This window comes from Propionivibrio sp. (assembly GCF_047602565.1).
GTDB lineage: Bacteria > Pseudomonadota > Gammaproteobacteria > Burkholderiales > Rhodocyclaceae > Propionivibrio.
In genome coordinates, this window is sequence record NZ_JASGGX010000001.1 from 528,890 (window position 1) to 552,906 (window position 24,017).

Annotated in this window: 22 protein-coding genes and 1 pseudogene; 6 read left to right on the forward strand and 17 right to left on the reverse strand. The window is 68.9% G+C overall.

Annotated features, from left to right (window positions below; all coding sequences use genetic code 11):
- Nucleotides 1–92: 92 nt before the first annotated feature.
- Nucleotides 93–986: a LysR family transcriptional regulator gene (locus QM701_RS02440; protein ID WP_415165510.1), complete on the forward strand. Its 894-nt coding sequence runs from the start codon at nucleotides 93–95 to the stop codon at nucleotides 984–986.
- Nucleotides 987–1,192: 206 nt separating this feature from the next.
- Here the strand turns inward: QM701_RS02440 and QM701_RS02445 are convergent, their stop codons facing one another.
- Nucleotides 1,193–1,819, reverse strand: coding sequence for a LysE family translocator (locus tag QM701_RS02445; protein WP_415165511.1), 627 nt, complete (start codon nucleotides 1,817–1,819; stop codon nucleotides 1,193–1,195).
- 397 nt (nucleotides 1,820–2,216) lie between these two features.
- On the opposite strand from QM701_RS02445, the gene QM701_RS02450 reads away from it, so the two are divergent.
- The 3 genes from QM701_RS02450 to QM701_RS02460 all read left to right on the forward strand — a co-directional run bounded on the left by QM701_RS02450 (nucleotide 2,217) and on the right by QM701_RS02460 (nucleotide 4,381).
- The gene (locus tag QM701_RS02450) at nucleotides 2,217–2,849 is read left to right on the forward strand and encodes an NADPH-dependent F420 reductase (protein WP_415165512.1); all 633 of its coding nucleotides are present in this window, start codon (nucleotides 2,217–2,219) and stop codon (nucleotides 2,847–2,849) included.
- A gap of 101 nt (nucleotides 2,850–2,950) precedes the next feature.
- Nucleotides 2,951–3,532 (forward strand): hypothetical protein, encoded by a 582-nt coding sequence (locus tag QM701_RS02455; RefSeq protein ID WP_415165513.1) that lies wholly within the window; start codon nucleotides 2,951–2,953, stop codon nucleotides 3,530–3,532.
- A 15-nt stretch (nucleotides 3,533–3,547) separates the two neighbouring features.
- Nucleotides 3,548–4,381, forward strand: a complete 834-nt coding sequence (locus QM701_RS02460) for a citryl-CoA lyase (RefSeq protein ID WP_415165514.1) — start codon at nucleotides 3,548–3,550, stop codon at nucleotides 4,379–4,381.
- Between the two features lie 65 nt (nucleotides 4,382–4,446).
- Here the strand turns inward: QM701_RS02460 and QM701_RS02465 are convergent, their stop codons facing one another.
- From QM701_RS02465 to QM701_RS02535, 15 genes and pseudogenes are all read right to left on the reverse strand, one after another.
- Complete coding sequence (locus tag QM701_RS02465; RefSeq protein ID WP_415165515.1) at nucleotides 4,447–6,294, reverse strand: alpha/beta hydrolase domain-containing protein; 1,848 nt, start codon at nucleotides 6,292–6,294, stop codon at nucleotides 4,447–4,449.
- A gap of 560 nt (nucleotides 6,295–6,854) precedes the next feature.
- The gene (locus tag QM701_RS02470) at nucleotides 6,855–7,124 is read right to left on the reverse strand and encodes a type II secretion system protein GspK (protein WP_415169332.1); all 270 of its coding nucleotides are present in this window, start codon (nucleotides 7,122–7,124) and stop codon (nucleotides 6,855–6,857) included.
- 55 nt (nucleotides 7,125–7,179) lie between these two features.
- Nucleotides 7,180–7,791, reverse strand: a pseudogene (locus QM701_RS02475) (general secretion pathway protein GspK); the annotation flags it as partial.
- Nucleotides 7,788–8,411 carry a type II secretion system minor pseudopilin GspJ gene (gene gspJ / locus QM701_RS02480; protein WP_415165516.1) on the reverse strand — a complete coding sequence of 208 codons (624 nt, stop codon included), beginning with the start codon at nucleotides 8,409–8,411 and terminating at the stop codon, nucleotides 7,788–7,790. The pseudogene QM701_RS02475 and the gene gspJ, both read right to left, overlap by 4 nt.
- Nucleotides 8,389–8,760, reverse strand: coding sequence for a type II secretion system minor pseudopilin GspI (gene gspI, locus QM701_RS02485; RefSeq protein WP_415165517.1), 372 nt, complete (start codon nucleotides 8,758–8,760; stop codon nucleotides 8,389–8,391). Before gspI ends, gspJ begins: the two co-directional genes overlap by 23 nt.
- Nucleotides 8,757–9,254: a GspH/FimT family pseudopilin gene (locus QM701_RS02490; RefSeq protein WP_415165518.1), complete on the reverse strand. Its 498-nt coding sequence runs from the start codon at nucleotides 9,252–9,254 to the stop codon at nucleotides 8,757–8,759. Before QM701_RS02490 ends, gspI begins: the two co-directional genes overlap by 4 nt.
- A 21-nt stretch (nucleotides 9,255–9,275) precedes the next feature.
- On the reverse strand, nucleotides 9,276–9,716 hold the full coding sequence (gene gspG, locus QM701_RS02495; RefSeq protein ID WP_415165519.1) for a type II secretion system major pseudopilin GspG: 441 nt from the start codon (nucleotides 9,714–9,716) through the stop codon (nucleotides 9,276–9,278).
- 14 nt (nucleotides 9,717–9,730) lie between these two features.
- Entirely contained in the window at nucleotides 9,731–10,933 is a 1,203-nt protein-coding gene (gene gspF, locus QM701_RS02500) for a type II secretion system inner membrane protein GspF (protein ID WP_415165520.1), read from the reverse strand.
- 64 nt (nucleotides 10,934–10,997) lie between these two features.
- Nucleotides 10,998–11,723, reverse strand: a complete 726-nt coding sequence (gene gspN, locus QM701_RS02505) for a type II secretion system protein N (RefSeq protein ID WP_415165521.1) — start codon at nucleotides 11,721–11,723, stop codon at nucleotides 10,998–11,000.
- Complete coding sequence (gene gspM, locus QM701_RS02510) at nucleotides 11,720–12,217, reverse strand: type II secretion system protein GspM (RefSeq protein ID WP_415165522.1); 498 nt, start codon at nucleotides 12,215–12,217, stop codon at nucleotides 11,720–11,722. The genes gspN and gspM overlap by 4 nt, the downstream gene beginning before the upstream one ends.
- A 10-nt stretch (nucleotides 12,218–12,227) precedes the next feature.
- Entirely contained in the window at nucleotides 12,228–13,349 is a 1,122-nt protein-coding gene (gene gspL / locus QM701_RS02515) for a type II secretion system protein GspL (protein WP_415165523.1), read from the reverse strand.
- A gap of 4 nt (nucleotides 13,350–13,353) precedes the next feature.
- On the reverse strand, nucleotides 13,354–14,823 hold the full coding sequence (gspE, locus tag QM701_RS02520; RefSeq protein WP_415165524.1) for a type II secretion system ATPase GspE: 1,470 nt from the start codon (nucleotides 14,821–14,823) through the stop codon (nucleotides 13,354–13,356).
- Nucleotides 14,820–16,955: a type II secretion system secretin GspD gene (gspD, locus tag QM701_RS02525; protein ID WP_415165525.1), complete on the reverse strand. Its 2,136-nt coding sequence runs from the start codon at nucleotides 16,953–16,955 to the stop codon at nucleotides 14,820–14,822. Before gspD ends, gspE begins: the two co-directional genes overlap by 4 nt.
- Entirely contained in the window at nucleotides 16,952–17,773 is an 822-nt protein-coding gene (locus tag QM701_RS02530) for a hypothetical protein (protein ID WP_415165526.1), read from the reverse strand. Before QM701_RS02530 ends, gspD begins: the two co-directional genes overlap by 4 nt.
- 462 nt (nucleotides 17,774–18,235) lie before the next feature.
- Nucleotides 18,236–20,860, reverse strand: a complete 2,625-nt coding sequence (locus QM701_RS02535; protein ID WP_415165527.1) for a beta-glucosidase family protein — start codon at nucleotides 20,858–20,860, stop codon at nucleotides 18,236–18,238.
- A gap of 303 nt (nucleotides 20,861–21,163) precedes the next feature.
- On the opposite strand from QM701_RS02535, the gene QM701_RS02540 reads away from it, so the two are divergent.
- Both QM701_RS02540 and QM701_RS02545 read left to right on the forward strand, forming a co-directional pair.
- Nucleotides 21,164–22,054, forward strand: a complete 891-nt coding sequence (locus tag QM701_RS02540) for a LysR family transcriptional regulator (RefSeq protein WP_415165528.1) — start codon at nucleotides 21,164–21,166, stop codon at nucleotides 22,052–22,054.
- A gap of 114 nt (nucleotides 22,055–22,168) precedes the next feature.
- Entirely contained in the window at nucleotides 22,169–23,059 is an 891-nt protein-coding gene (locus tag QM701_RS02545; protein ID WP_415165529.1) for a LysR family transcriptional regulator, read from the forward strand.
- A gap of 132 nt (nucleotides 23,060–23,191) precedes the next feature.
- Here the strand turns inward: QM701_RS02545 and QM701_RS02550 are convergent, their stop codons facing one another.
- Entirely contained in the window at nucleotides 23,192–23,950 is a 759-nt protein-coding gene (locus QM701_RS02550; RefSeq protein ID WP_415165530.1) for a tetratricopeptide repeat protein, read from the reverse strand.
- Nucleotides 23,951–24,017 lie beyond the last annotated feature (67 nt).

Genomic DNA, 24,017 nt, shown 5'->3' on the forward strand with positions numbered 1-24,017 from the left:
TCCTTGAGTGGCGATGGCGATGGCGATGGCGTCACTCTATTGGTTTGAAAATGTCGAATAAAGCCCGTCAATCGGATAATATCGTTCCACAAATGGAACAATACGACCCCAACGACCTGCTGATCTTCGCCCGCGTCGCCGAAGCGGGAAGCTTCAGCCGCGCGGCGGAGCGCATCGGCCTACCGAAGTCGACGGTTTCCCGCCGCGTCACGCTGCTGGAGAACCGCCTCGGCGAGCGCCTGATGCTGCGCACCACCCGCCGCCTGACGCTGACCGAGTTCGGCCGGCAACTGCTCGAACACGCCCGCCAGGTGGCCGCCGAGGTCGACGCGGTGCGGGCGCTGGCCGAGCATCGCCAGGCGCGGCCGAGCGGCCGGCTGCGCGTGTCGATGCCGAGCGACTTCGCCAGCCTGCTGCTCACCGACATGCTGGCCGCGTTCATCGCCCTGCATCCGGAGGTGTCGCTGGAACTCGACCTGTCGCCGCGCCGCGTCGACCTGCTCGGCGAGAACTTCGACATTGCCATCCGCATGGGCGAACTGCCCGACGACGCGCTACTGGCCGCCCGCCGGCTGACCGATTTCCGGGCCGGACTCTACGCCGCGCCCGCCTATCTCGCCGAGCATGGCGATCCGGCGGCGCCGGCCGATCTGGAGCGGTACCGCTCGCTGCGCCTGCTCGGCCGCAATGGCGAACCGCTGGCCTGGACCCTGCAGCGCGGCAAGGAAACCTGGACAGGCCTGCCGCCCGGCGCGGCCACGGCGAATTCGCCGGAACTGCTGATCCGGCTGGCCATCGCCGGCGCCGGCATCGCTTCGGTGCCGGATTACTTCGCGCAGCCCGACGTGCGCGGCGGCCGGCTGCGCCGGGTCCTGCCCGACTGGAGCCAGCCGGCGCATACCGCCTGGGCCGTCTTCCCCGGCCGCCGGCTGATGCCGGCCAAGACGCGGGCTTTCCTGGACATGCTGCAGGCGGCGATGGAATAGCGTTTTTTTCCGGCGAGAAGCCTTTTATGGGAAGGCAATCGCCGGAATTGGACTGCGGCAAAGGCGCTTTTACCCCATCCCCACCCTAGCCCAGCAGTGCTGGCTTTGCACAGCCAGCCCGTTCGGACGGCGCAGAGCGGTGCTCTGCGAAACCCCGTCCTCACCCCCTTGAAGGGGAGGGAAAGGAGTTGGGTGGGCCTGCGCGGTCAGTTGCCGTGCCGGAGCGTTGCGACGTAGGCGCCCGCGCCGAACAGGCAGAGCGCGCCCGTCCGGTTGAACGTCCGCCGCGCGGTCCGGCTGGCGAGCAGCGCCCTGAACCGGACGGCGGCCAGGGCGTACATGGACAGCACGGAGAAGGCGAGCGCGATGAAGACGACCGCCAGGACGGCCATCTGCGGCAGCGCGGCGCGCGCCGGATCGATGAACTGCGGCAGCAGCGCCGCATAGAAGGCGAGACCCTTCGGATGGAGTACGTTGACCGTGAACGCGCGCAGGACGATCCTGCGCGCGCCGCGCTCGACCGGCCCGTCCGCCTCTCCTGTCGCGGCGGGCGCCCGCCAGAGCTGCAGCCCCAGGTACGTCAGGTACAGCACGCCGGCCCACTTGAGCAGCGCGAAGATTTCCGCCGAGGCCGCCAGCACGGCGCCCAGGCCCGCGAAGGTCAGGGTCATGGCCGCGGCGTCTCCCAGGCAGACGCCGAGGATGCACAGCCAGGCCGACCGCCGGCCTTGCGAAATCGCGTAGCTCGAAACGAGCAGCACCGTCGGCCCCGGAATCAGGATCACGGCGAACGCCGCCGCGCCGAACGCAAGAAGCAGGTCAGGAGATGGCATGGTTTTTCGGGCGGAGGGTCATTCCGGCGCGCTGTCGTGATGTCGTTCGCCATCATACGGACAAACCGCCATCCGGGGAGGTCTCCATCCGTTCGAGGCTGTCTAGGTACGCGCAGAACATGCCGGCCATGACTTTGGCTTAGCGGGCGATCTCCCCGGGCGTCCGGGGGCTTTCCGAAAAGCGCTGAGCGTGGTGGTGATCAGGTAGCCGGCGGCGCCACGCGCATTTCGGCTTGAGCCCTGAAATTATCCCGATAAACGCAACATTGATTTAATTATTTTCGTATTTATCCCAAAAAATATTGAAATTATAGTGTGTCGCATGCATCGGATACGGATGCACGGCCATTACGGTCATTTCAATCGAGTCACACGGCAAATACGGAAAGGACAAATCATGAACGTTACCGTCATCGGCGCAGGCAACATGGGTTCGGCCCTCGTCAAGCAACTGGCCCGCGCGGGCCACCAGGTCAGGGTCACCGCCAGGAATCCCGAGAAGGCCCAGGCCGTCGCGGCCGCCAACCCGGGCGTCACGGCCGTCCGGCCGGGCGACGCCGCCGCCCAGGCGGAGGTGATCATCCTGGCGACGGGCTACGGCGACGCCGTGGCCGCGCTGAAATCCGCGGGCGATCTGCGGGGCAGGATCGTCGTCGACATCACCAATCCGCTGACCGCCGACTACATGGGCCTGACCATCGGCCACGCCACCTCGGCCGCCGAGGAAATCGCCAAGGCCGTTCCGGAAGCCGAGGTGGTCAAGGCGTTCAACACGGTGTTCGCCCAGGTGCTGGCCGAAGGCGGCGACTTCGGCAACGGGCAGACGGTGCCGGTATTCGTCGCCGGCGACAGCGAGCGCGCCAGGCAGACCGTCGCGGACTTGGCCAAGAGCATGGGGTTCGCCGGCATCGATGCCGGCGGCCTGAAGAACGCGCGCTACCTCGAACCGCTGGCCGGCCTCAACATCTACCTGGGCTACGGCGCGGGCTGGGGAACTTCGATCGCCCCGACCTGGATCAAACGGCAGTAGAGCCGGCGGGCGTCCCGGCAGCGGGACGCCCTCCCGCCCTCTTCCCGGAAGCAGCGGTTTTTCGGGGTCATTCCTCACCGGCGGACGGAAAGGAAGGTGAAATGTCGGCAACGGACACCACGCAGGAGATGCGGAGGCGCTATGCGGCGGCGCTGTCGTCGTTCGGCCCGGCGAGCCGGGGCCGCCATGTGGCCGTGCTGTCGATCGGCCCGACGGAGACGGCGGTGGCGACGGGCCGGGGCGAGGACCCCGACGCCGTCCTGGTGCTGCGGATCGGTGCCGAAACCATTGCGCGCGGCCATTTCGGACACATGCCGCCGACCGCCCTCGAACTCGAAAACGCCATCCTCGCGGTCGAGGACGAGATCGCCCGCGCCCTGTTTCCGCCGGATACGGTGCTCCTGAGCATGGATGCGCCCCTGCGCGAACTGGCGCTGCTGTCGGGCATCCGGCAGGCGGACGCCATGGCCATGAGCCGCGCGGCGGTCGAGGGAACGTTCGAGCGGCTGGCGCAGGCCGCCTCGGGCCGGCCGCTCTCCTCGTGCGGCATCCCGGCCGACCCGGAGTTCGCGGCGCGCCTGCTGATCCTGCGCGAATTCATGCATCACCTGCAATTCGACGAAATCGTCTGCCTGCGGGAGCGGCACGGCCAGACCGCCACCGTCGGCGGACACCCCGTTTGAGCGAGGAATGAAACCATGACTGCAAAAACCAGCGCAGAGAAAGTGCAGGCCGCCTCGGACTGGTGGTTGACGGAAATCATCGACATCCATCCGGGCGAGATCGCCATTCGCGGCTATCCGATCCAGGAACTGATCGGGAACGTGGGCTTTGCCGAGATGATCTGGCTGATGCTGCGCGGAGAGCTGCCCACGCGCGGCCAGGCCGAACTGCTGGAGGCGGCGATGGTGCCCGCCGTCGATCACGGCCCGCAGGCGCCGTCGATCGCCATCGCGCGCATGTCGGTGACCTGCGGGCTGCCGCTCAACGGCGCGATGGCCTCGGCGGTCAACGTGCTGGACGACATCCACGGCGGCGCCGGCCAGCAGTGCATGGAGCTCTATTACGAGATCGACCGGGAGGCCGGCGCCGGCGGCGACCTGGTCGCCACGGCCGGCGCGGTCCTGCAGCGCCGTGCGAAGATCGTTCCCGGCTTCGGCCACCGCTTCCACCCGATCGATCCGCGCGTCGAGCCCCTGTTCGCGCTGGTCGACCGGGCCGTGGCGCGGGGCACCGTCAGCGGCCGCTTCGCGGCCATCGGCCGCGCCGTGGAAACCGCGCTCAAGGCGGGCAGGTCGCGCCCGATCCCGATGAACATCGACGGGATCACCGCGGTCATTTTCTGCGAACTGGGATTCGAACCGGAGCTCGGCCGCGGCATTTTCGTGCTCTCCCGTTCAGTCGGCATCCTGGCGCACACCTGGGAGCAGAAACGGCAGGGCGGCAGGATCAAGGGACCGCTGCCGAGGGAAATCCCCTATACCTACACGGGACAGGCGAAACGCCCCCTGCCGCGCCGCCGGGAAGAGTGAAAAGGCGCGGGCGGAGAACCGCCGATCCGACGGTTCTCCGCCCGCAACGCTGGGGCGGGCGCGTTCTACAGCTTGCCGAGTTCGACGATCATGGTGTTGGCCTGCGCGGCCAGGTAGTCGGCCGTGGCCTGCGAAATGCTCTTCTCCGTCGCTGCCTCCGCCTGCACCAGCGCGATGTAGGCGGTGAGCGAGGCAATCGCCCGCTGGAAGAACGGCCGCGCCGCCGCCGCGTCGCTGAACAGGTAGCCCGTGGCGATCTGTCGCGTCGCGTCGTCGATGTAGGCCAGGATCTTGGCCCGGCTGGCGATGTCGTAGGCGAAGAAATGCAGGCGCAGCGTCAGGATGGACGGTTTCTTGGGGAACTGGCTGACGTCCGCGCACAAGGCGCCGTCGCAGTTCAGCCCTTCGCCGATGATCGAGGCCTCGGCGTTGGCGATCGCCTCGTCGGCGTCCTCCTGCAGCAGATAGCCCTGCGCGACGGCCTGCTGGGCGTACGACCTGTACTTGTTCACGTAGTCGGCGTGCGTCGGATACAGCGCGTCGAGGACGGCCTTGGCGAACGGCACGTGCGTGCCGATGTAGGCGGTGATGCCCGGCAAGGTGGTGTGTCCGGTATCCGTGGCGATCGGCGCGTCAACGTCTGGCAGGCGCAGGCCGCCCAGCGCGTTGCCGTACGCATCCCGTACCACCGTGGGCACGCTGGCGTCGGCCACCTGCATCGGGGACGCCTTCGGCAGCGGCGTGCCTTTGTCGAGGTACTTCTCGATGTTGACGATGGCGCTGTTGGTCGCGTAGCGGAACGGAATGCGGCTGCGCGTGGGAACGCCGCCGGTTTCGCCGATCTCCCGGTCCAGGTCGCGCTTGAGAATGGTGCCGCGCACGACCGCGCCGTAGATTTCCGAGTGCGAGGTGCCGGTGACCTGCCAGGTGACGAAATTGGCGGCGTCGGCCTGCAGCACCGGGTTCTCGTTGGTGATGCTCGCCAGTTCGCTCTCGCTGAGCACTTTCATGATCGGAATCTCCAGGTCCGTGCGGATCTTCGGACCGCCGACCACTAGGATCGCTCCGTCATAGATCTTGTGCAGCGGCTGGATGCCGTTCAGATAGACCCCGAGCCGCGCCGCCGACTGCGAATTGCCGATGGCGATGAGCTTCTTCGTCTGCAGGCCGCCCATCACCGGGGCAACGCTGCGGATGGCCTTGGCCGCCTGCGAAAAGATGTCGTAGGACAACAGGTCGCCGCTCACCGTACCGCCAGCGGTCACGTCGAGCGTGCCGTAGCGGGCAGGGCTCCAGACTTTCAGGCCGGTCGTGGCGTTGGTCAGGCCCATGCTCTGCGCGGAGACCTCCACCCAGGCATAGCCGTTCCTCAGGGCGAAATCCTTCTGCTGAATCCATTGCACCGGCGTGTCGTAGCCGTTGGTCACGTTCTGCCATTCCACGATGGTGGTGCCGTTGAAGCGGGCCGCGTCGGTCGGGCGGTAGACCACCATGCGCGTCTTGTAGCCATTGTCCCTGGTCACCACGCTGGCGGTCGCGCCGGCCGTCGTCAGGTTGTTGCCCACGCCGCTCGGCGCCGGCGTGTCGTACGTGTTGGCCTTGCCCTCGAAGAAAAACTCCTGCTCGACGTAGCCCAGCTTGTCGAGGTTCATGTCCCAGGCGAAGAACGGATAGTTGCGGTCCGCGCCGCCGATCGTTCCCGTCGGCACCAGGGTCGCGGCCGGGGTGGGCACGGCGGCGTATTTGTCGACGACGGGAGGCGGCGCCGGCGTCTCGTCGTGCCCGCCTCCGCCGCCGCCCAGGCACCCGTGCATCGACACGGTGATGACCGCGGACAGGCCAGCGGCAAGACAACGGCGCGGAATTTTCGCCCACCCCCGGCCACGGCCCGGAAAACCGAACATACCGTTCATTTTTTTCCCCTTTCGCGCATGTGGTGATCGTTCATCGCTTCGCTCGGCCCCGCACCGGCAGGACGGCCGCCGGGCCGCACGGGCGCCGCATCGATTCCGCCGATGCCTCCGGCGCGCCGGATCGGGTGCGGCTGAAAGGCATGCTATTTTTGTCAATGCGAAATGTGCATCGGGGAATTCCTGAAAAACGCTTCCATTTCTCCTAGTGGGAAATAATGCGTTTCACCCCGCAAAGGACTTTCGCCCGCATGTGAAATCCGTCACGCGCCGCCGGCCGGGCCGGTGTTAACCTGCCGTCGAGCCATTCGAACGGCACCGCATCGCGAGCGCGCCCATGTCCCTATTCGACGAAAAACGCAAGCTGACCGACCGCCGGGCCAAGGACGACGGCCCGCCCTCCGGCTATCGGGAGCGCCGGCACAGATTGAACCGGCGGCAGATCGAGATCGCCGAAATCACCTTCCACGAATGGATCAGGCATTTCCTGGGATTCAGGAAAAGGGTGGAGGCGAAGGCCAGGACGCGGTAAGCCGCGGTCCGTTCCCCGCGCGCCCGGTTTGTTACTCCCGTCTGACCCAAAGGATGTCGGGCAGGGTGGCGCGCTGCCGGTAGAGGAGCGCCTGCAGGCGGACGTGGGCGCGGCCGAACCAGGCGTCGGCCTCGGACAGGAAGTACTGGCTCTCGACGGTGTAGAGGGCCGGGCGGGCCGTGGTGCGCAGGGCCTCCGGCAAGGCGTTGACGAAGTCCTGCCCCGACGTGAAATGCCCGCGCGCCCGGCGGCCGACCAGGACTTCGGCGTCCTGCAGCGACAACCCCGGCGTCACCGCCATCAGCACCTCCGGCGGCGCGAAGTTCGACGTTGACCGACGTCGCTTCGGGCAGCAGCACGGTGAAGGGTTCGAACGCCGCCAGCCGCTCGGCGTCGCCGCCGGACAGCCCCGCCAGCGCGGCGAGTTCGGCCAGGCCCGCCGCCGGCAGCAGCTTGCTGGTAAGCCGCGCCGCCGCCGCGTCGGCCTTCTTCGCCTCCTGCCAGAGCGTGACCTGCGCCGCCAGCGCCGCGGCCAGCTGGCCGGCCCAGTCGGACGGCAGGTTCTGCGTGGACAGCAGCCGCTGCAGCGCGAGCACGCCCTCCGCGCTCACCTTGCCGTCGCGCTGCAGGGTGTAGAGATTGAGGCGCCCCTGCAACTCGACGAGGCGGCCGCCGACGCGCCCTGCCTCGACGTTGATCGGCGGCACCGGCACGGTCCACGCTTCGAGCAGGTGGTCGACCTGGTTGTTGCGCATGTCGTCGCGCAGGGTCAGCCGCGCCAGATCGATGGCGCTCAGCGCCGTGGACTGCGCCGCCGCGAGGTCGTCGCGGTTGCCGAGCTGGGTCAGCCACAGCCGTTCGCGGGCGCTCAGCGCGAAGGCCAGCGAGGCCACCAGCGCGGCGATCAGGATCGCCGTGATCAGCGCCATGCCGCGCTGCCGGCGCCGGGCGGGAAGCTGAGGACTCATGGCAGGACGAACACCCGTTCGAACACGCCCTGCCCGGCCAGCGCCAGACGCAGGCGGATCGCCCGCGGCCGCGCCAGCGACTGGTCGCCCGGCCAGCTGTCCAGCCAGGCGTTGGCGGCGGTGAGGAAGGCCGCCTCGCAGCGTTCGACCGCGCCGAGCAGCGGCGTGTCGAGCGGCCGCCCCGCCTCGTCCACGCCCGTCGCGGCGAGCAGGCGCGCGGGGCTCACGCGCAGCGTCAGCGTGCGCCGGTCGCAGAGATAGCGCACGCGCACCGGCCCGCGGTCCGCGTCCTGGCGGATCAGTTCGATGAAGAAGCCGTCGTTCTCGTCGTCGCCGCCGAGTTTGCCGCCGCGCACCGGCGGCCGCACGCGGTCGGGACCGTCGCGCAGCGGCTGCGGCACGCTCTGCAGGAAGTCCGTCTCCATGCGGTCGAAGACCAGGCCGAGCTCACGCCAGAAGCGTATTTCCTTTTCCAGCGCGCCCTTGGTCGAGGCCACGGCATCGAGCCCGGCGTAGGCGATCACGCTGGCCAGCGCGAAGATCGCCAGCGCGACCAGGATCTCCAGGAGGGTGAAGCCGCCCGCGGCCCGCGCGGCCTCAGTTCTGCTGGCGCGCGACATAGACGATCTGCCGGGCCACGGCGTGCTCCGGCTGCTCCGGCAGGAAGACCTTGATCTCGACGCGCCGGAAGCTGTAGTTGGGCGTGCCGCCGATCTCCTCGCGCCAGAGGAATTCCTGCCGCCCCTGCACGGCCCGGCCGCTGGCCGCGCCCATCGCGGGGAAGGCGCGCGTGGCGCGCAGTTCGCCGGCCAGGTTCTGGGCCACCCAGGCCGCAGCCGTGCGCGTGCGCAGTTCGGCGACGGTGTCGACGGCGAAGCGGGTCGAGCGCATCGCCGCGGCCATGGCGATGCCGACCACCGCCAGGGCCACCAGCGTCTCCAGCAGGGTGAAGCCGCGCGTCGGTTTCACGGCGTGTCGCGGATTTCGATGCGCCCGAGCGCATCGCCGGCGATGTCGAGCGACTGCGGGCCGGCCGTCAGGGTCAGCGCGAACGCCTCGGCCAGGCCGCCGAACGAGAAGACGAGCCGTTCGCCGAGCGGCCGCGCCGCGCCGTTGATGCGCAGCGCGCTCAGCGCCACGCCGTCCGCCAGGCGGCCCGCGGCCACCGTGTCGGCGTCGGCGAGCGCCACCCAGGCGCCGCGCTCGCGGTCGGACACCCAGAACTGGAAGCCCTGCCCGTCGCTGGAGAAGGCGACCGGCTGCCCGCGGATCACCGCCTCGTCGCGCGCGGCCTCCAGGCGGCCGGCCAGCATCTCGGCGGCTTGGCGCAGGCGCCGGCCGTCGGAGGCATCGAGCTTGATCATGGTGATTCCCAGGACGATCGCCGCGATGGCGCAGGCCACGAGGATCTCGATCAGCGTGAAGCCCCGTGCCCGGCGCCGGGGGTGAGTTCCGTGGGGCATGGCCTCATCCACATCCCCGGCTCACGGCATCCAGGAGCCGATGTCCGCGTCGTAGCCCTCGCCGCCCTGCTGGCCGTCGGCGCCGTAGCTCATCACGTCGATCTCGCCCTTGAGGCCGGGATTGAGGTAGATGTAGTCGTGCCCCCACGGGTCCTTCGGCGCCTTCTCCAGGTAGCCGCCGCTCTTCCAGTTGGCCGGCACCGGCTCCGACGCGGGCTTTTCAAGGAGGGCCTTCAGGCCCTGCTCGGTGCTCGGATAGCGGCCGTTGTCCAGCTTGTACAGCTTGAGCGCGGCGACCAGCGTGCCGATGTCCTGTTTGGCGGCGACCACCCGCGCCTCGTTCGGGCGGTCCATGATCTTGGGCACGATCAGCGCGCCGAGAATCGCCAGGATGGACACCACGACGAGGATCTCGATCAGGGTGAAGCCGCGCGCCGTATGCGGATGCGTGGGTGTTTGCATGGAAGCTCCTTGCTTCATTTGACGAACTGGTTGATCTCGAAGACCGGCAGCAGAATGGCCAGCACGATGAACAGCACCACGCCGCCCATGAGCAGAACCACCGCCGGCCCGAGCAGGGTGGTGAACGCCTCGATGCGCCGCGACAGCTCGCGCGAGAGTTCCTGTGCGGCCCGTTCGAGCATGCGGTCGAGGCGGCCGGTGGCTTCGCCGCTGGCGGTCAGGTGGATGAGGATGGGCGGGAACTGGCGCGTGCCGGCGAGCGCCCGCGACAGGCCCATGCCCTCGCGCACCTGCGCGGCGGCGGCGTTGGCCGCCGCGCGCTGCACGCGGTTGGTCATCACCCCTTCCGCCGCGGCCAGCGCGGACAGGAGCGGCACGCCGCTGCCGACCAGGATGGCCAGCGTGCTGGCGAAACGCGCGGTGTTGGCGGCGCGTTCGAAATGGCCGAACAGCGGCAGTTCGAGGCGCCAGGCGTGCACGCGCAGGCGGCAGGCTTCGTGGCGCATGGCCAGCGCGAACAGCGCCCCCGCGATCGCCGCCGCGGCCAGCAGCCACAACCCCCAGTCGCCGACGAAGGCGCTGATCGAGAGCAGCAGGCGGGTCATCAGCGGCAGCGTCTGGCGGGCGCCCTGGAACACCTGCACCATCTGCGGCACCACCCAGGTAAGCATGCCGACGATGACCAGCGCCGAGACCACGAAGACCACGGCCGGGTAGATGAACGCCAGCGCCACCTTGGCGATCAGCTCGGCGCGCTCTTCCAGGTAGACGGCGAGCCGCTGCATCACCCCGGCCAGCTTGCCGGACTCTTCGCCCGCCTTGACCAGCGTCGGGTAGAACGACGGAAAGGCGCGCGGCAGCGCGGCCATCGCCGCGGAGACCGAGAGGCCGCCGGCGATGTCGCCGCGCAGCGCGGCGATCAGGCGCTTCTCACGTTCGTTGTCGGACTGGTCGGCCAGCACGGTGAGCGCCTCGTCCACGGTCAGCCCGGCGTCGAGCAGCGCCGAGAGCTGGCGCGAGAAGCGGGTCAGCAGCGCGCCGCCCAGGCGCAGCCGGGAACGCTCGGCCGCGCCGCTCTTCTGCGCCTCGATTTCGGAGGCGAGCAGGCCGCGTTCCTTGAGCACGGCCCGCGCCTGGCGCGCGCTCTCGGCGTCGAGCGTGCCCTTGACGGGCCGCCCGCCGGCCAGCGGGATGGCGGTGTAGCGGAAGACGGGCAAGGTTCCTCGCGTTCTTCAGAAACGTGCGTGGCGGCCAGGATCGGGCAACGGCATGCCGATCCGCTCAGAACGTTACCACGAAGCCCTCGCCGTCCTTGGGCAAGGAAGCCAGCACCGGGGAGAGGCCGGGGATCGGCGCCTGCGGCGTCAGCACGGCGCGGCCGCCGAGCCGGCCGCGGTTGGCGTCGAAGCTGCCCTGCCCCGCGACCTTGAGCGTCCCGGCGACGGTGGCGAGCTGCCAGTCGCCCTGGCCGTCGGCGCCCTTGAGGTCCAGGCGATAGCTGCCGAGCTCGCCCGCCGCGGCCAGCGGCGTGAACAGCTGCTCGATCGCCACCGTGGCCTCGACCGGCGCCTGCGCGGCTAGCCGTCTGGCGGTGACGCGCAGCGTGGCACCGAGCTGCGCCGGCTTCAGCTGCGGATGCAGCGCGGCCAGCGGTTCGAGCGGCAGCGCCAGGCTCACGCCGTTCAGCTCCGCGCCGCGCGGACGCAGCGCCAGTTCGAGCCGGCTGGTCTGGTCGGCCAGCCGGCCACGCACCGCCCAGGCCAGCTTCGCGTCGAGCAGCGCGCCCGGCAGGAAGCTCCACGCCACCTGTTCCTGGACGAGCACGCCGTTGATACCGACGGCGGACGCCCGCCCTTCCCAGAAGGAGCCTTCCACGCCCCGGAGCTGGATGGCCGGCGGCAGCGCCAGCGTGGCGAAGCCGGCCGGCAGCCGCACGACCAGGGCGATCACGAAGAGGCCCACGGCCAGGACGAACTGGCGCCGCGCGGGCAGCAGCGGCCGTTTCATGGCGCCCGCTCCAGTTCGACGACGAGGCGCGCGGCCTGGCCGGCGGCGCCGTCGCTCTTCGCGCCGAACACCGCGACGCGCGCGCCGGTCTGCCGGCGCAGGGCGTCCAGCAGGTCGAGCGCGTCCTGCATCGGCAGCTCCGGCAGGCGCATCTCGACGCGCGTCGGCGACAGGGCCCGCAGCTCCGCGCTGAGCTTGCGCTCGGCGAGCTGGCCGTAGAGCGCGCTGCGCAAGTCCTCGCCGGACGGCGGCGCGGCGGCGGCCGCGCCTTTGACGGCGGGCGGCTGCGCGCGCATGCGGGTGAGCAGCCGTTCGAGTTCCGGGATGCGATTTTCCAGGACGGCGATGCGCTGGACCAGCGGCGCGACCACGCCGAACCCCAGCGACAGCACGGCGACGGCCGCCACCCATACCGCCAGCAGGCGGCGTTCGCGCACGGAGCGTCCCTGCCACCACGGCAGCAGGTGCTCCTGAAGTCTTTGCTGAACCTGCACCTTCTTCCCTTCAGCGTGGTTCCCGCCCGAGGCGGTAGGTCAGTTGCGTGAAGCCGGGCCCGGCCGGCAGGCGTTCCGGCGTGCCGGGCGCTTCGAGCTGCGGCTTGAACTGCGCGGCGTCGCCCTCGCTCAGCGTCAGGCGCACGCCGCCTTCGCTCACTTCGAGCGCGCGCGGGCGCAGCGGGACGTTGAGGCGGGCGGCGAGGCGCACGGCGGTGTCGAGCGCGTCGTCCCGCGCCTGCAGCGATTCGCGCCGCTTGCTTTCCCATTGCAGGATGGGATCGACGATCGGCGTGCCGGGATAGGCCGCCGCGAAGGTCTGGCGGATTTCGTGCTGCAGGCCGGCCAGACGGTTTTCCAGATGCCGCCAGTGCGCGACGGCGCCGGTCAGCGCCAAGAGGGCCGACACCACCAGCAGCGCGCCCGCGCGGCGCAGCGGCCGCAGGTTGACGCGCCGGCCGGCGAAGCGCGCGAGCGCCTCCGGCAGGCCCGTCCGGCAGGCGGACGGGCACGGCCGGCCGGCGAGGTCCTCGACGCGCCGCAGCGTCTGCCCGCCGGCCAGCGGGGCGAGCGCCGCCTCGTTGCCGACGATGCCGCACTGCCCCGCGGCGTTGCGGAAGATCGTGCCGCCCGTGGCCGCGGCGAAGACCGTCGCCGCGTCGTCCTCGGGCAGCAGTTCGTACTCGGGGATCAGGCGGGCCGCGTGGCGGCCGGCGCCGGCCAGGCGTTCGAGCGCGCCTTCGAGCCAGCGGCGGCTGCACACCCACACGCGCCGCTGCGTGCCCTGCGCGCCGCCCGCCACGGCCAGCGCGTCGGCCCGGTCGCCGAGCAGGCGGTCTTCGAGCGCCTGCCGGATCAGGGCGTCGAGGTGCTTGCCCGCCCGTTCCGGCAGGTCGAGCCGGTGCATCGACACGCGGCAGGCCGGCAGCAGGAATTCCAGTTCGTCCGCCGCCGGCAGCTCGGCGAGCGGGCTCATGCCGCACCCGGCCGGCACGTGCCCGGCGGTGAAGCCGCGCCAGTCCAGGCATTCCCGCTCCGCCCACGCCTCGCCCGGCGGCAGGCTGACGCGCAGGACGGCGAAGCGGCGCGCGACGGCGGATGCAGGGGAGGAGGAAGATGACGCGGCGGCCATGGGTTCAGCCCTCCCGGGTGACGCGCAGCACTTCGTCGAGCGTGGTCTCGCCGGCCAGCACGCGGGCCACGCCGTCGCTGCGCAGCAGCATCATGCCGTGCGCCAGCGCCAGGGCGCGGATGTCCTGTTCGTTGCCGCCGCGATGCACCAGCGCGCGGATGGCGTCGTCCACCACCAGCAGTTCGTAGAGGCCGGTGCGGCCGCGGTAGCCGGTCTGGTTGCACTCGGGGCAGCCGGCCGCGCGGAACAGCGTCTGCGGCTGCGCGAGGCCGAGGAGTTCCATTTCACCGGCGTCGGATGCGTAGGCCTGCCGGCAGGCCGGGCACAGCCGGCGCGCCAGGCGCTGCGCCAGCACGCCGATGGTCGAGGAGGCCAGCAGGAAGGGCTCGATGCCCATGTTGACCAGCCGCGTGATGGCGCTCGGCGCGTCGTTGGTGTGCAGCGTGGCCAGCACCAGGTGGCCGGTCAGCGAGGCCTGCACGGCGATCTGCGCGGTCTCGCGGTCGCGGATCTCGCCAATCATGATCACGTCCGGGTCCTGGCGCAGGATGGCGCGCAGGGCGCGCGCGAAGCTCATGTCGATGCGGGTGTTGATCTGCGTCTGCCCGACGCCGTCCAGGTCGTATTCGATCGGGTCCTCGACGGTCATGATGTTGGTGGCGCGGCTGTCCATGCCGGCGAGCGCGGCGTACAGGGTGGTGGTCTTGCCCGAGCCGGTCGGGCCGGTGACCAGCAGGATGCCGTGCGGCTGCTGCAGCAGGTGCTGCAGGCGCGCCAGGGTGTCCGGCCGCATACCGAGCCTTTCCAGTTCGAGCCGGCCGGCCGATTTGTCGAGCAGGCGCAGCACGACCCGCTCGCCGTGGCCGCCGGGCAAGGTGGACACGCGCACGTTGACCGGCCGCCCGGCGATGCGCAGGGCGATCCGCCCGTCCTGCGGCAGACGCTTCTCGGCGATGTCGAGCCCGGCCATGACCTTGATGCGCGAGACCATCGCGGCATGCAGGCCGCGCTTGGGTTCGATCACGTCGCGCAGCTGCCCGTTGACGCGGAAGCGCACGGTCGCCCGCGTCTCGAACATTTCGAAATGCACGTCGGAGGCGTTCTCGCGCAGCGCCTGGGCGAGCAGCGTGTTGATCAGGCGGATGACCGGGGCGTCCTCCTCGGCGTCCATCAGGTCTGCGAGCTCGGGCATCTCTTCGAGCAGGTTGGCCAGATCATCCATGCCGGCCAGGTCGTCGACCATGCGTGCCGCGCCCGCGCCGCCGTCGTTGAAGGCGCGCGCCAGGCGCTCCTGGAAGGCCTCGAGCGCCAGGACCTGCACGCTCAGGGGCTGCGGGCAGTGGCGCTGCAGCTCGCTCAGCGCGCCCGGATCGCCGCCGGCGCGGAACAGCACGCGCCGCACGCCGTTCTCCTCGCCGGCGTCGAACAGCCCGAACTCCCGGGCGTAGGCGTAGGTGACGACGGCCGCGCTCATGGCATCGACGGGCTCACCAGTGCCGGGGGCGGAACGACATCGCCCGCCGTCTGCGGCGGCAGTTGCACGGGGGGCTCGCCGGCCGGCGCGCCGAACCGCGCCTGCTCGGCGCGCAGGTATTCGTAGCGCTCGGAGGAGAGCGCCTGGCTCGACTTGGCGTCGCGCAGGATGACCGGACGCAGGAAGACCATCAGGTTGACCTTCGAGCGGTCGCGCGTCTCGTAGCGGAACAGCGCGCCCATCCAGGGGATGTCGCCGAGCAGCGGCACCTTGTACTTCGATTCGGAGACCTTGTCCTCGATCAGGCCGCCGAGCACGATGGTCTGGCCGTCGTCGACCAGCACCTTGGTGTCGATCTGCCGCACCTTGGTGGCGAGGCCGGCGCCGTTGGTGTTGACCGAGTTGTCGACGCTGGAGACTTCCTGCGCGACCTTGAGGGTAATCGAGCCGCTGTCGGAGATCTGCGGCCGGATCTTGAGCACGATGCCCACGTCCTTGCGCTCGACGGTCTGGAAGGGGTTGGTCGTGCTGCCGGAGACGGTGGTGTAGGAGCCGGTCAGGATCGGGATGTTCTGCCCGACCATGATCCGCGCTTCTTCGTTGTCGAGCATCAGCAGGTTGGGCGTGGACAGGATGTTGCCGTTGCCGTTGCTCTCCAGCGCGGTGATCAGCATGCCGAAGCTGCCGTTGAACAGCCCCAGGCTGAAGGTGGTGGGGATCGTCAGCGAATCCGAGACGAAGCCGGAATACAGCGTGCCGAGGTTGGTGGCGGTCGGGCTGATGTTGGACAGCGCGCCGCCCTGCAGCGAGCCGTTGCTGCCCGCGGCGGCCCACTGCACGCCGAGTTCCTTGCTCCTGGAGACGTTCACTTCGGCGATCAGCGCCTCGATGTAGATCTGCGCCCGGCGCACGTCGAGCTTGTCGATCACCGCGCGCAGGTTGTTATAGACGTGGTCCGGCGCGGTGATCACCAGGGCGTTGGTGGTGCTGTCGGCGCGGATGATCACCGTGGCGCCGCCGACCTGGACGCTGACGCCCGACGCTTGCGACGCGCTGCCGGCGGACGACGAGGCGGCGGCGTTGGACAGCATCGAGGTCTGCGACGCCGTGCCGGAGGTGGAGCTGCCGCTGGTGCCGCTCGTGCCGCCGAAGCTGGTGCTCGCGCCGCTCAGCCCGCTGCCCAGGGAGGAGGCGCCGGTGCCCGTGGCGCCCGACGACGCGGGCGCGTCCTGGCCGCTGCCGGTGAGGATGCCCTTCAAGGTGTTGGCCAGCGCCACGGCCTCGGCGTTGCGCAGGTAGACGACGTTGATGTTGCTGCCGGAGGCGGCCGGCGTGTCGAGGCTGGCGACCAGCGCGCGGATCTGCTTGCCGTGCGCCGCCGCTTCGCTGCGCACCAGCAGCTGGTTGTTGCGGATGTCGGGAACCACCACCGTGCGCCGGACCCCTTCCGGCAGCGGCATCGGCGAGGCCACGCCCTGCACGAAGACTTCCGGCATCAGCCGGCCGAGGGTCTGCGCCACGTCCAGCGCCGAGGCGTGCTGGATGCGGATCGTCGAGATTTCGTTGCCCGCCGGCTGGTCGATGTTCTCGATGATCTGGCCGATGCGCGCGACGTTGTCGGCGTAGTCGGTGATCACGATGGTGTTGCCGCCCGGGTACGCCGCCAGCAGGTTATTCGCGGACACCAGCGGCCGCAGGGTCGCCACCAGCTGCGTGGCCGATTCGTGGGTCAGCGGGAAGACCTTGGTCACCACCCGGTCCCCGGCCGCCTTGCCGCCGCGCGCGAAGACCTGCAGGGCCTGGGTCTTGGCGTCGGCGTCCGGCATGATCTTGACGATGCTGTCGTTCTCCACCGCGGTGAAGCCCTGCTGGCGCAGCGCCGAGAGCAGGATCGGGTAGATCAGCGCGCGCGCCACCGGCTGGCTGGAGACGATGTTGATCGTGCCCTTGACCTTCGGGTCGATCACGAAGTTCTTGCCGGTGATCACCCCCACGGCCTTGACCGTGGATTCGATGTCGGAATTGACGAAGTTGAGGGTGACCGTGTCTTCCGCCGCCCGCGCCGCCGTCAGGCCGGCGCCGAGCAGCACGATGCACAGGAACCGGCAAAGGATGAGTGTCTTGGTGATCATGGCTGGATGTCGTAATGCTGGATCAGGGGAACGCCGCGGCGGATGAGTTCGAGGTTGACCGACGGCTGCTGGCCGAAGTGGAAGAACAGGAGCGATACGTCGGCGACCCGTTCGAGCGGGCGCCGGTTGACCTTCTTGAGCACGTCGCCGTCCTTGAGCTGCAGCAGCACGGCGAACGGCTGCGCCGCCACCCGGTCGAGGCGGATGCCACCGTCCGGCGCGCCGGACAGGCCCGTGTCCCAGCCCGCCACGTTGCCGCCGCGCATCACCGCCACCATCTGGCCGTGGGTGAGGCGGATCGGTTTCAGGACCGCGGCCTTCGGGGCCGAAGCCGAGGCCGGCGCGGCCGGGGCCGGCGCGCCGCCGGGCCGGCCGAACAGGGGGCGCGCCTCGGCCTGCGGCAGCTTGATCTCCTGCCGCACCCCGCCGCGCTCGATGATGGCCCCGCCGGGTTCGACCGCGATCAGGCGGCTCGACGCATCCAGCGCCTCCCCCGTGCGCACCGCTAGGCTCTTGCCGTCGCTGCCCCGGAACAGCGCTGCCCCGTTCCGCCCGGCGATCACCGCCATCAGCGCGTACTCGCTCGCCGCCGCCGCGTCCGCCTTGGCCTCGGCGCCAAACCACCCGATCAGCGCCTCGCGCGAATCAACCCGCGCCGGCGCCGCCCGCGCCGCCACCGGCTGCGGTCCTCCAGAACCCGGCGCGAACACCCACCACACCAGACCCGCCAACTGCCAGCACACCACGGCCAGAACGATGCGCTCGAGCCATGCCGGCAGCCTGGCGGCCAGCGCGCGCACGCGCTCCCCCACGATCACGACCGGTCACCCATCAGGAATCCCGACCCGCCACGCTGCGTACCGCGATATCCGCCACCTTCACGACCTCTCCCCATCCCTTGCTGCCTGCTGCCGGGCTGCGCTGTTTGTTCTATTCGGCGAGATCGCCCTGTTTCCCGGCCCCGCGGACGATGCTGCATCGGCCTGGGAGATTATCGAATCAATCGCCTTCGAGACATCAGGAATTCCCCGATTTTGCTTTCCGAAATCCCTGACGGCTGCGCCGCGCCAGCGCGCCTTGCGGAGTGCGATGATAGCATTCCGGTTTTTCACCGGTCTATCAGAAAGCTGCGCGGCACCAGCAAAATCGTGTGCCCGATCAACGCTGTTGCCGCATCGGCCGAAAGGTTTCGAGATCAACATTTTCAAGCATCGTGTTATGAAAAACCGGCGAGCCGGACATGATCGGCCCGCCGGCATGGAAAGCCCCGCGTACTGCGGTTACCGGGTGAACGTTCCCGCCTGCAACAGGTCCTTCGGCGCGGACGAACTACCGACCAGCACCGTATAGCTGCCCGACGGCGTGACCCAGGCGTTCGTCGCCTTGTCCCACACGCCGAGCGGATGGTTGCTGGCGGCGGGATCGATCGAGACGGTCACGTCCTGCTGCGCACCGGCATCGAGCTCGACCTTGGCAAAACCGACCAGCCGTTTCGGAGGCTGCACCAGACGGCCCGCATTGGCCGAAGCGGGCAGCTGGAGGTAGACCTGGACCACTTCCGCGCCTTTCTTGCCGCCCGTGTTGGTCACCTTGACCTTGACGTCGTACTTGCCGCTGTTCGCCGCGACGGACGGGTTGGTGAAGGCGAACGTGGTGTAGGAAAGACCGTGGCCGAACGGGAAGGCGACGCAGGCGTTTTCCCCGTTGCTCACGGTGCACCCCGCGGCCGAGACGAAATTGGCGTCGTACCAGCGATAGCCCATGTTCAGGCCTTCGCTGTAGTTGACCACCGGCAGGCCGCCGGACATCGTTCCGGGGAATTGATCCACGGTGATGTAGTCGATGAAGCTCTTGCCTTCCCTGGGGAAGGTGACCGGCAGCTTGCCCGACGGATTGACCTTGCCGAAGAGAAGGTCGGCGGTGATGTTGCCGTCTTCCTGGCCGGGGAACCACACCTCGAGGATCGACGCCGGACCGTTGGCGCCGATCAGGCTGTCGGGCACCGAGAAGCTGGCATTGTCCTTCAGCACCAGCACGGTCCGGTCCTTGAGGCCGGCGTCGGCCGCCAGGATGGCGTTGATCATGGCCATGGTGCCGCTGCTTCGCGTGCCGGCCTTCTTGGTCTGGGCGCTGGGGCCGGCCGAGGCATACCAGTCGAGCGTCATGCCATTCCTGGGATGGTAGGCCGGATCGGCATCCCACCCGATGGACGTGACCTGGCAGCCCGCCACGAAGCCGCAATACGATTCCATCCCCACGCCAGACAGGGAGGTCAGAAAATCGACCGTGCCCCGGTCGCCGCCTTCCTCGGCGATGGTGCCCGCCATGACGATGATCGCCTTGTTGGCCGGCTTGTTGATATGGTTGGCCAGCGCGTCGGCAAAACTCATCGGCGTGCCATTGACCGACGCCAGGTTGTTGGCGTCATCGACGAGGATCAGCCGCACCTTGCTGGACCCGGCGCTGACGCCCAGCGCCTTGGCGATGCCCTCGGCCGGCGTGACGGTGTAATCGGGAATCACGTCCGAGCTTCCGCCCGCGGCGATCTTGCCGACCGTTGCCCCGCCCATGACCGCCTGCTGGGCGTAGGGCTGGGTGGCCTTGCCGATGATGGTGACGTAATCGGAGCTGCCCAGCGTCGCGGACAAGGGCAGGAAGCTGCTCCTGTTCTTCAGCAGCACGGACGACTTGGCCCCGATTTCGCGCGCCTTTTCGCCGCCCGCGGCGAAATCGATCGGCGTCTGCTTGACCGGGCGGTCCAGGATGCCGGCCTTGAACATCTGCGTAAACCGCCGTTCCAGCGCCAGATCGATGCGTTCCCAGGTCACGCCGCTGCTCGGATCGGCCAACGCGGCCTTCACCTTGTCGGGCGCCCACAGGCTGGGCGCCGGCATTTCGTGATCCATGCCGCCCAGCAGCGCCGCGCCGAGCGTCCGGGTGGCCAGGAAGTCGGACTGGATGTAGCCGGTGAATCCCCAGTCGTCGCGCAGGATCTTGTTCTGCATTTCGTCGTTCTCGCAGGCCTGCGTGCCGTTGAGGTAGTTGTACGCGCACATGATCGAGCCGACCTTGGCGTCCTTCACCGCCATTTCGAACGGGATCAGATAGATTTCGCGCAGGACCTGGTTATCGACCGTCGAATAGGTCTTCTGGCGCATCGTCTCCTGCTCGTTGGCCACGAAGTGCTTGGGCATGGCGATCAGGCCGGCCGCCTGGATGGCCCTGGATTCCTCGACCGCCATCGTGCCGGAGAGGAAGGGATCTTCGCCGAAGTATTCGAAGTTGCGCCCGAGCAGCGGTATCCGCGCCATATTGACGCCCGGCGCTTCGAAGACGTGCAGCGCGAGGTTGTTCATTTCGGTCGCGATGACGTTGCCGTACAGGTGGGCGGTACTCCTGTCGAACGAGGCGGCCATGGCGATCGCCGAGGGCAGCGCCGTGGCCTTGGCGGAAAACTCGGTGGTCAGCGGCTGCTGGGTGCCGATCGGCGCGCAGTCGTTCTGCCCCACGCCCACCGGCCCGTTGGTGATGCGCAAGGTGGCGATGCCCAGCTCGGGAATGTTCTTCACGTGCCGGCCGCCGTAGCAGTCGGGCAGCTCGGGAACGATGGTGTTGCCGGCTCCGGTCAATTGATCCAGCTTCTGGTCCTCGGTCATCGCGGCGATCAGTGCCTTGGCGCGCCTTCTCGCCACCGCCTCCTTGGCTGCATCGGTGGACGCGGCGTTTTGCTCGGCGATGATCTTCGGATCGAACCAGGCGTGACCCGTGTAGGGTGGTTCGGTAACCGGCGGGGTCGTCGCCACGTCGTCGTGGCCATCGCCGCCGCCGCATGAAATGAGGCCGATGGCCATGGCGACGCTGGCGGCAAGCACCGACAACCGTATCCCGGTATTGAGCATTCGCATTGTTTTCCCTTCCCGTTTCGTTGTGATGGAAATGAGCGCGATGCCGCAAACCTCACGCAGGCAGACCGGCTGGACTCCCTGACTGTTTATCGGCTTGGCATCGCCCGTCGCCTGTTCGCGGGCGGAGAGCCCTGCGGAACAGGTTACGGAGCACGATTTTTCTTTACCGTTTCGCTGCTCGTCCAATGCCGAATAGGCATGAATTTCATGCCTTTCCTTTATTGGCAAGGAAGCCGGCCGCTTGCATAGAATGCGTCGTGTCGGGAATGCCTGAATAACCATACGAAGGGGCTGGGAGGATTCATGGATACACGTTCTCTCGTCTACTTCATTGCGGTTGCCGAGGAGCAGCACATTGGCCGCGCCGCGTCGCGCCTGCACATCACCCAGCCAGCGCTGACCCGCCGGGTCCATGCATTGGAGGACGAGGTGGGCATGCCGCTGTTCACGCGCACGCCGACGGGTATGAAGATCACGCCGGCGGGCATCGCCCTGCTGCAGCACGCGCGCGCCGTGCAGGCCGAACTGGCGCAGGCCAAGCTCGCCGTGAAGCAGATGGGCCGCAAGGAGCGCCAGTCCTTCAACGTCGGCGTTTATGGCTCGGCGATTTTCAACGTCGTGCCGCGGATACTGGGCGAGTTCTCCAGGAAAAACCCGCATGTCGAACTGCGGCTGCACCATGTGCGCAAGGATCAGCAGATCGAGCTGCTGCGCCAGGGCAAGGTGCAGATCGCCTTCGACCGCTTCCTGCCGCAGGAGCCCGATTTCGCCTACGAACTGGTGCACCGCGAGCATCTCTGCGTCGCCCTGCACGAGGATCATCCGCTGGCGGCGCGGGAGATCATCAATATCGGCGACCTCGACGGCGAGCTGTGCATCGACGCCAATTTCGACAGCGAAATAGCGTCCAAGCTGGCGCAGTTCTTTGGTTCCTCGCCGCAGGTCAACCATCATGCGGACGACGTCCTGAGCTGTCTGGCGCTGGTCAGCTGCGGCCTGGGGATTTCCTTCGCCCCGGTCTCCATCCGCTCCCTCGGCATCCCGAACGTGGTTTACCGCCCCTGCCTGGAAGCCTCCGAGATTCCCTTCAATCTTCTGTGCATGTACCGCAAAGGCGACTGTTCGGCCCTGATCCAGGACATGCTGGAAACGATCAGCGAGTTCCGCTCGGCGCAGGGCGACGCGGCGCCATGAACGCCCGCCGGCCTGCGCCGCGACCGATCGCCGCGTCCTTCGGCCGGGACGGCACGCCGCCTGTAGAATGCACCCGCGCCGAGAGCGCAAAATACCGAAGGGGCGGGGCGACTCATGGATACACGTTCTCTCATCTATTTCATCGCGGTTGCCGAGGAAAAGAACATCGGCCGGGCCGCGGCGCGCCTGCACATCACCCAGCCGGCGCTGACCCGGCGGATTCACGCGCTGGAGGACGAAATGGACGTGCCGCTGTTCATCCGCACGCCGGCAGGAATGGAGATCACGCCGGCGGGCACCGCCCTGCTGCGGCGCGCGCGGACCATCCAGGCCGAACTGGCCCAGTCCAGGCACGACGTGAAACACGCGGACCGCGCGGAGCGCGTGCCTTTCGACATCGGCGTCTTCGGCTCGGCGATGTTCGACGTCGTGCCGCGCGTGCTCGGCGAGTTCTCGAAGCGGAATCCGCACGTCGAGCTGCGGCTGCACAACGTGCGCAAGGATCAGCAGGTCACGCTGCTGCGCCAGGGGAAAATCCAGATCGCCTTCGACCGCTTCCTGCCGCAGGAACCCGATTTCGCCTACGAGCTGGTGCACCGCGAACAGCCCTATGTCGCCCTGCACAAGGATCATCCGCTGGCGGCGCGGGAAATCGTCGACTTCGAGGAACTGGCCGGCGAGCCGTGCGTCGGCTCCAGTTTCGACACCGAGACGGAGTCGGCGCTGGCGCGGGCTTATGGCCGCCAGCCGCCCAGGCATCACCGGGCGGACAACGTCCTGACCGCCCTCGTCCTGGTCAGCTGCGGCCTGGCGTTCACGTTCGCGCCGCCGTCCATACACATGCCGAACGTCGTATACCGGCGCTGTTCGGGAGCCCCGCAGATTCCCTTCGATCTCCTGTGCATGTACCGCAAGGACGATGGATCGGCGTTGATCCGGGAAATGCTCGAAACGATCAGGGCACTCCGCGCCGCGCAGGACGCTACCCCGGCCGCCGGAAAATGACGGATACGAAACCGCTGGCATGGTCCGGCGGCGTCGGCTGGCCTGGGCGGCATGGCCGGCGGTTTCATCGCCTCGACAGGATGCATGTCCCCGCTGCATTGCTTTCGCGCCGGCGATACCGAATCCTGGCACCTAGAGTCCGCTCACGCCGCTCTTCGAGCGCGCCGGCAGGGGCATCCCCTTCTTCCAGCCGTCCGCCAGGCTTCCGGCTTCCCGGAGCTGCGCCGGCGACATCCTGGCGGCGACGGCATCCCGTCCCTTGAGCGCATCCGCGTGGCCGCCCTTCCCGGCCAGATCGAACATCGCGAAGGCGAGAACCGGGTCGCGCGCGATGCCCTGGCCGTCCCGGTAAAGCTGGCCGAGGCCGTTCAGCGCGGCCGGCAGGCCTTGCCGCGCGGCCTTGCGCATCCATCTGAGCGACTCGGCCGGATTCTTTTTTATCCCGTAGCGCTCGCCGTGCATCACGGCCAGATTGAATTGCGCCTGGGCATCGCCCTGCTCCGCCGCCTTGCGCGTCCACGCCAGCGCCAGATCGTTGTTCTGCGACACGCCTTCCCCGATCAGGCACAAATAGCCGAGCGCGGCCTGGGCTTCGGCCAGCCCCTGTGCCGCGGCCTTGTGGAACCATTCCGCGGCGCCGCGAGGGTCCCGCGGCACGCCCTGGCCGAGGCTGGCCATCCTGCCGAGCCGGTACTGGGCCGCGGCGTCGCCCTTTTCCGCCAGCGGCGCCAGTTCCCTGAGCGCCGCCGCGTAGTCCGCCCGGTCGTAGGCCACCAGGCCTGCGGCGAGGCCGGCCCGCGCGGGGAAAGGCGCGGCCAGCAGCAGCGTGGCGAACAGCGCGGCGATCAGGCGGCAAGCCGGATCGATTCCGGCACGGAGGATTTTTTTCATCGTTTCGCGGACCCTGTTGGAAGGAGAACGGGCCCCTCCCTGAACGGAGGGGCCCGTCGTCAACCGG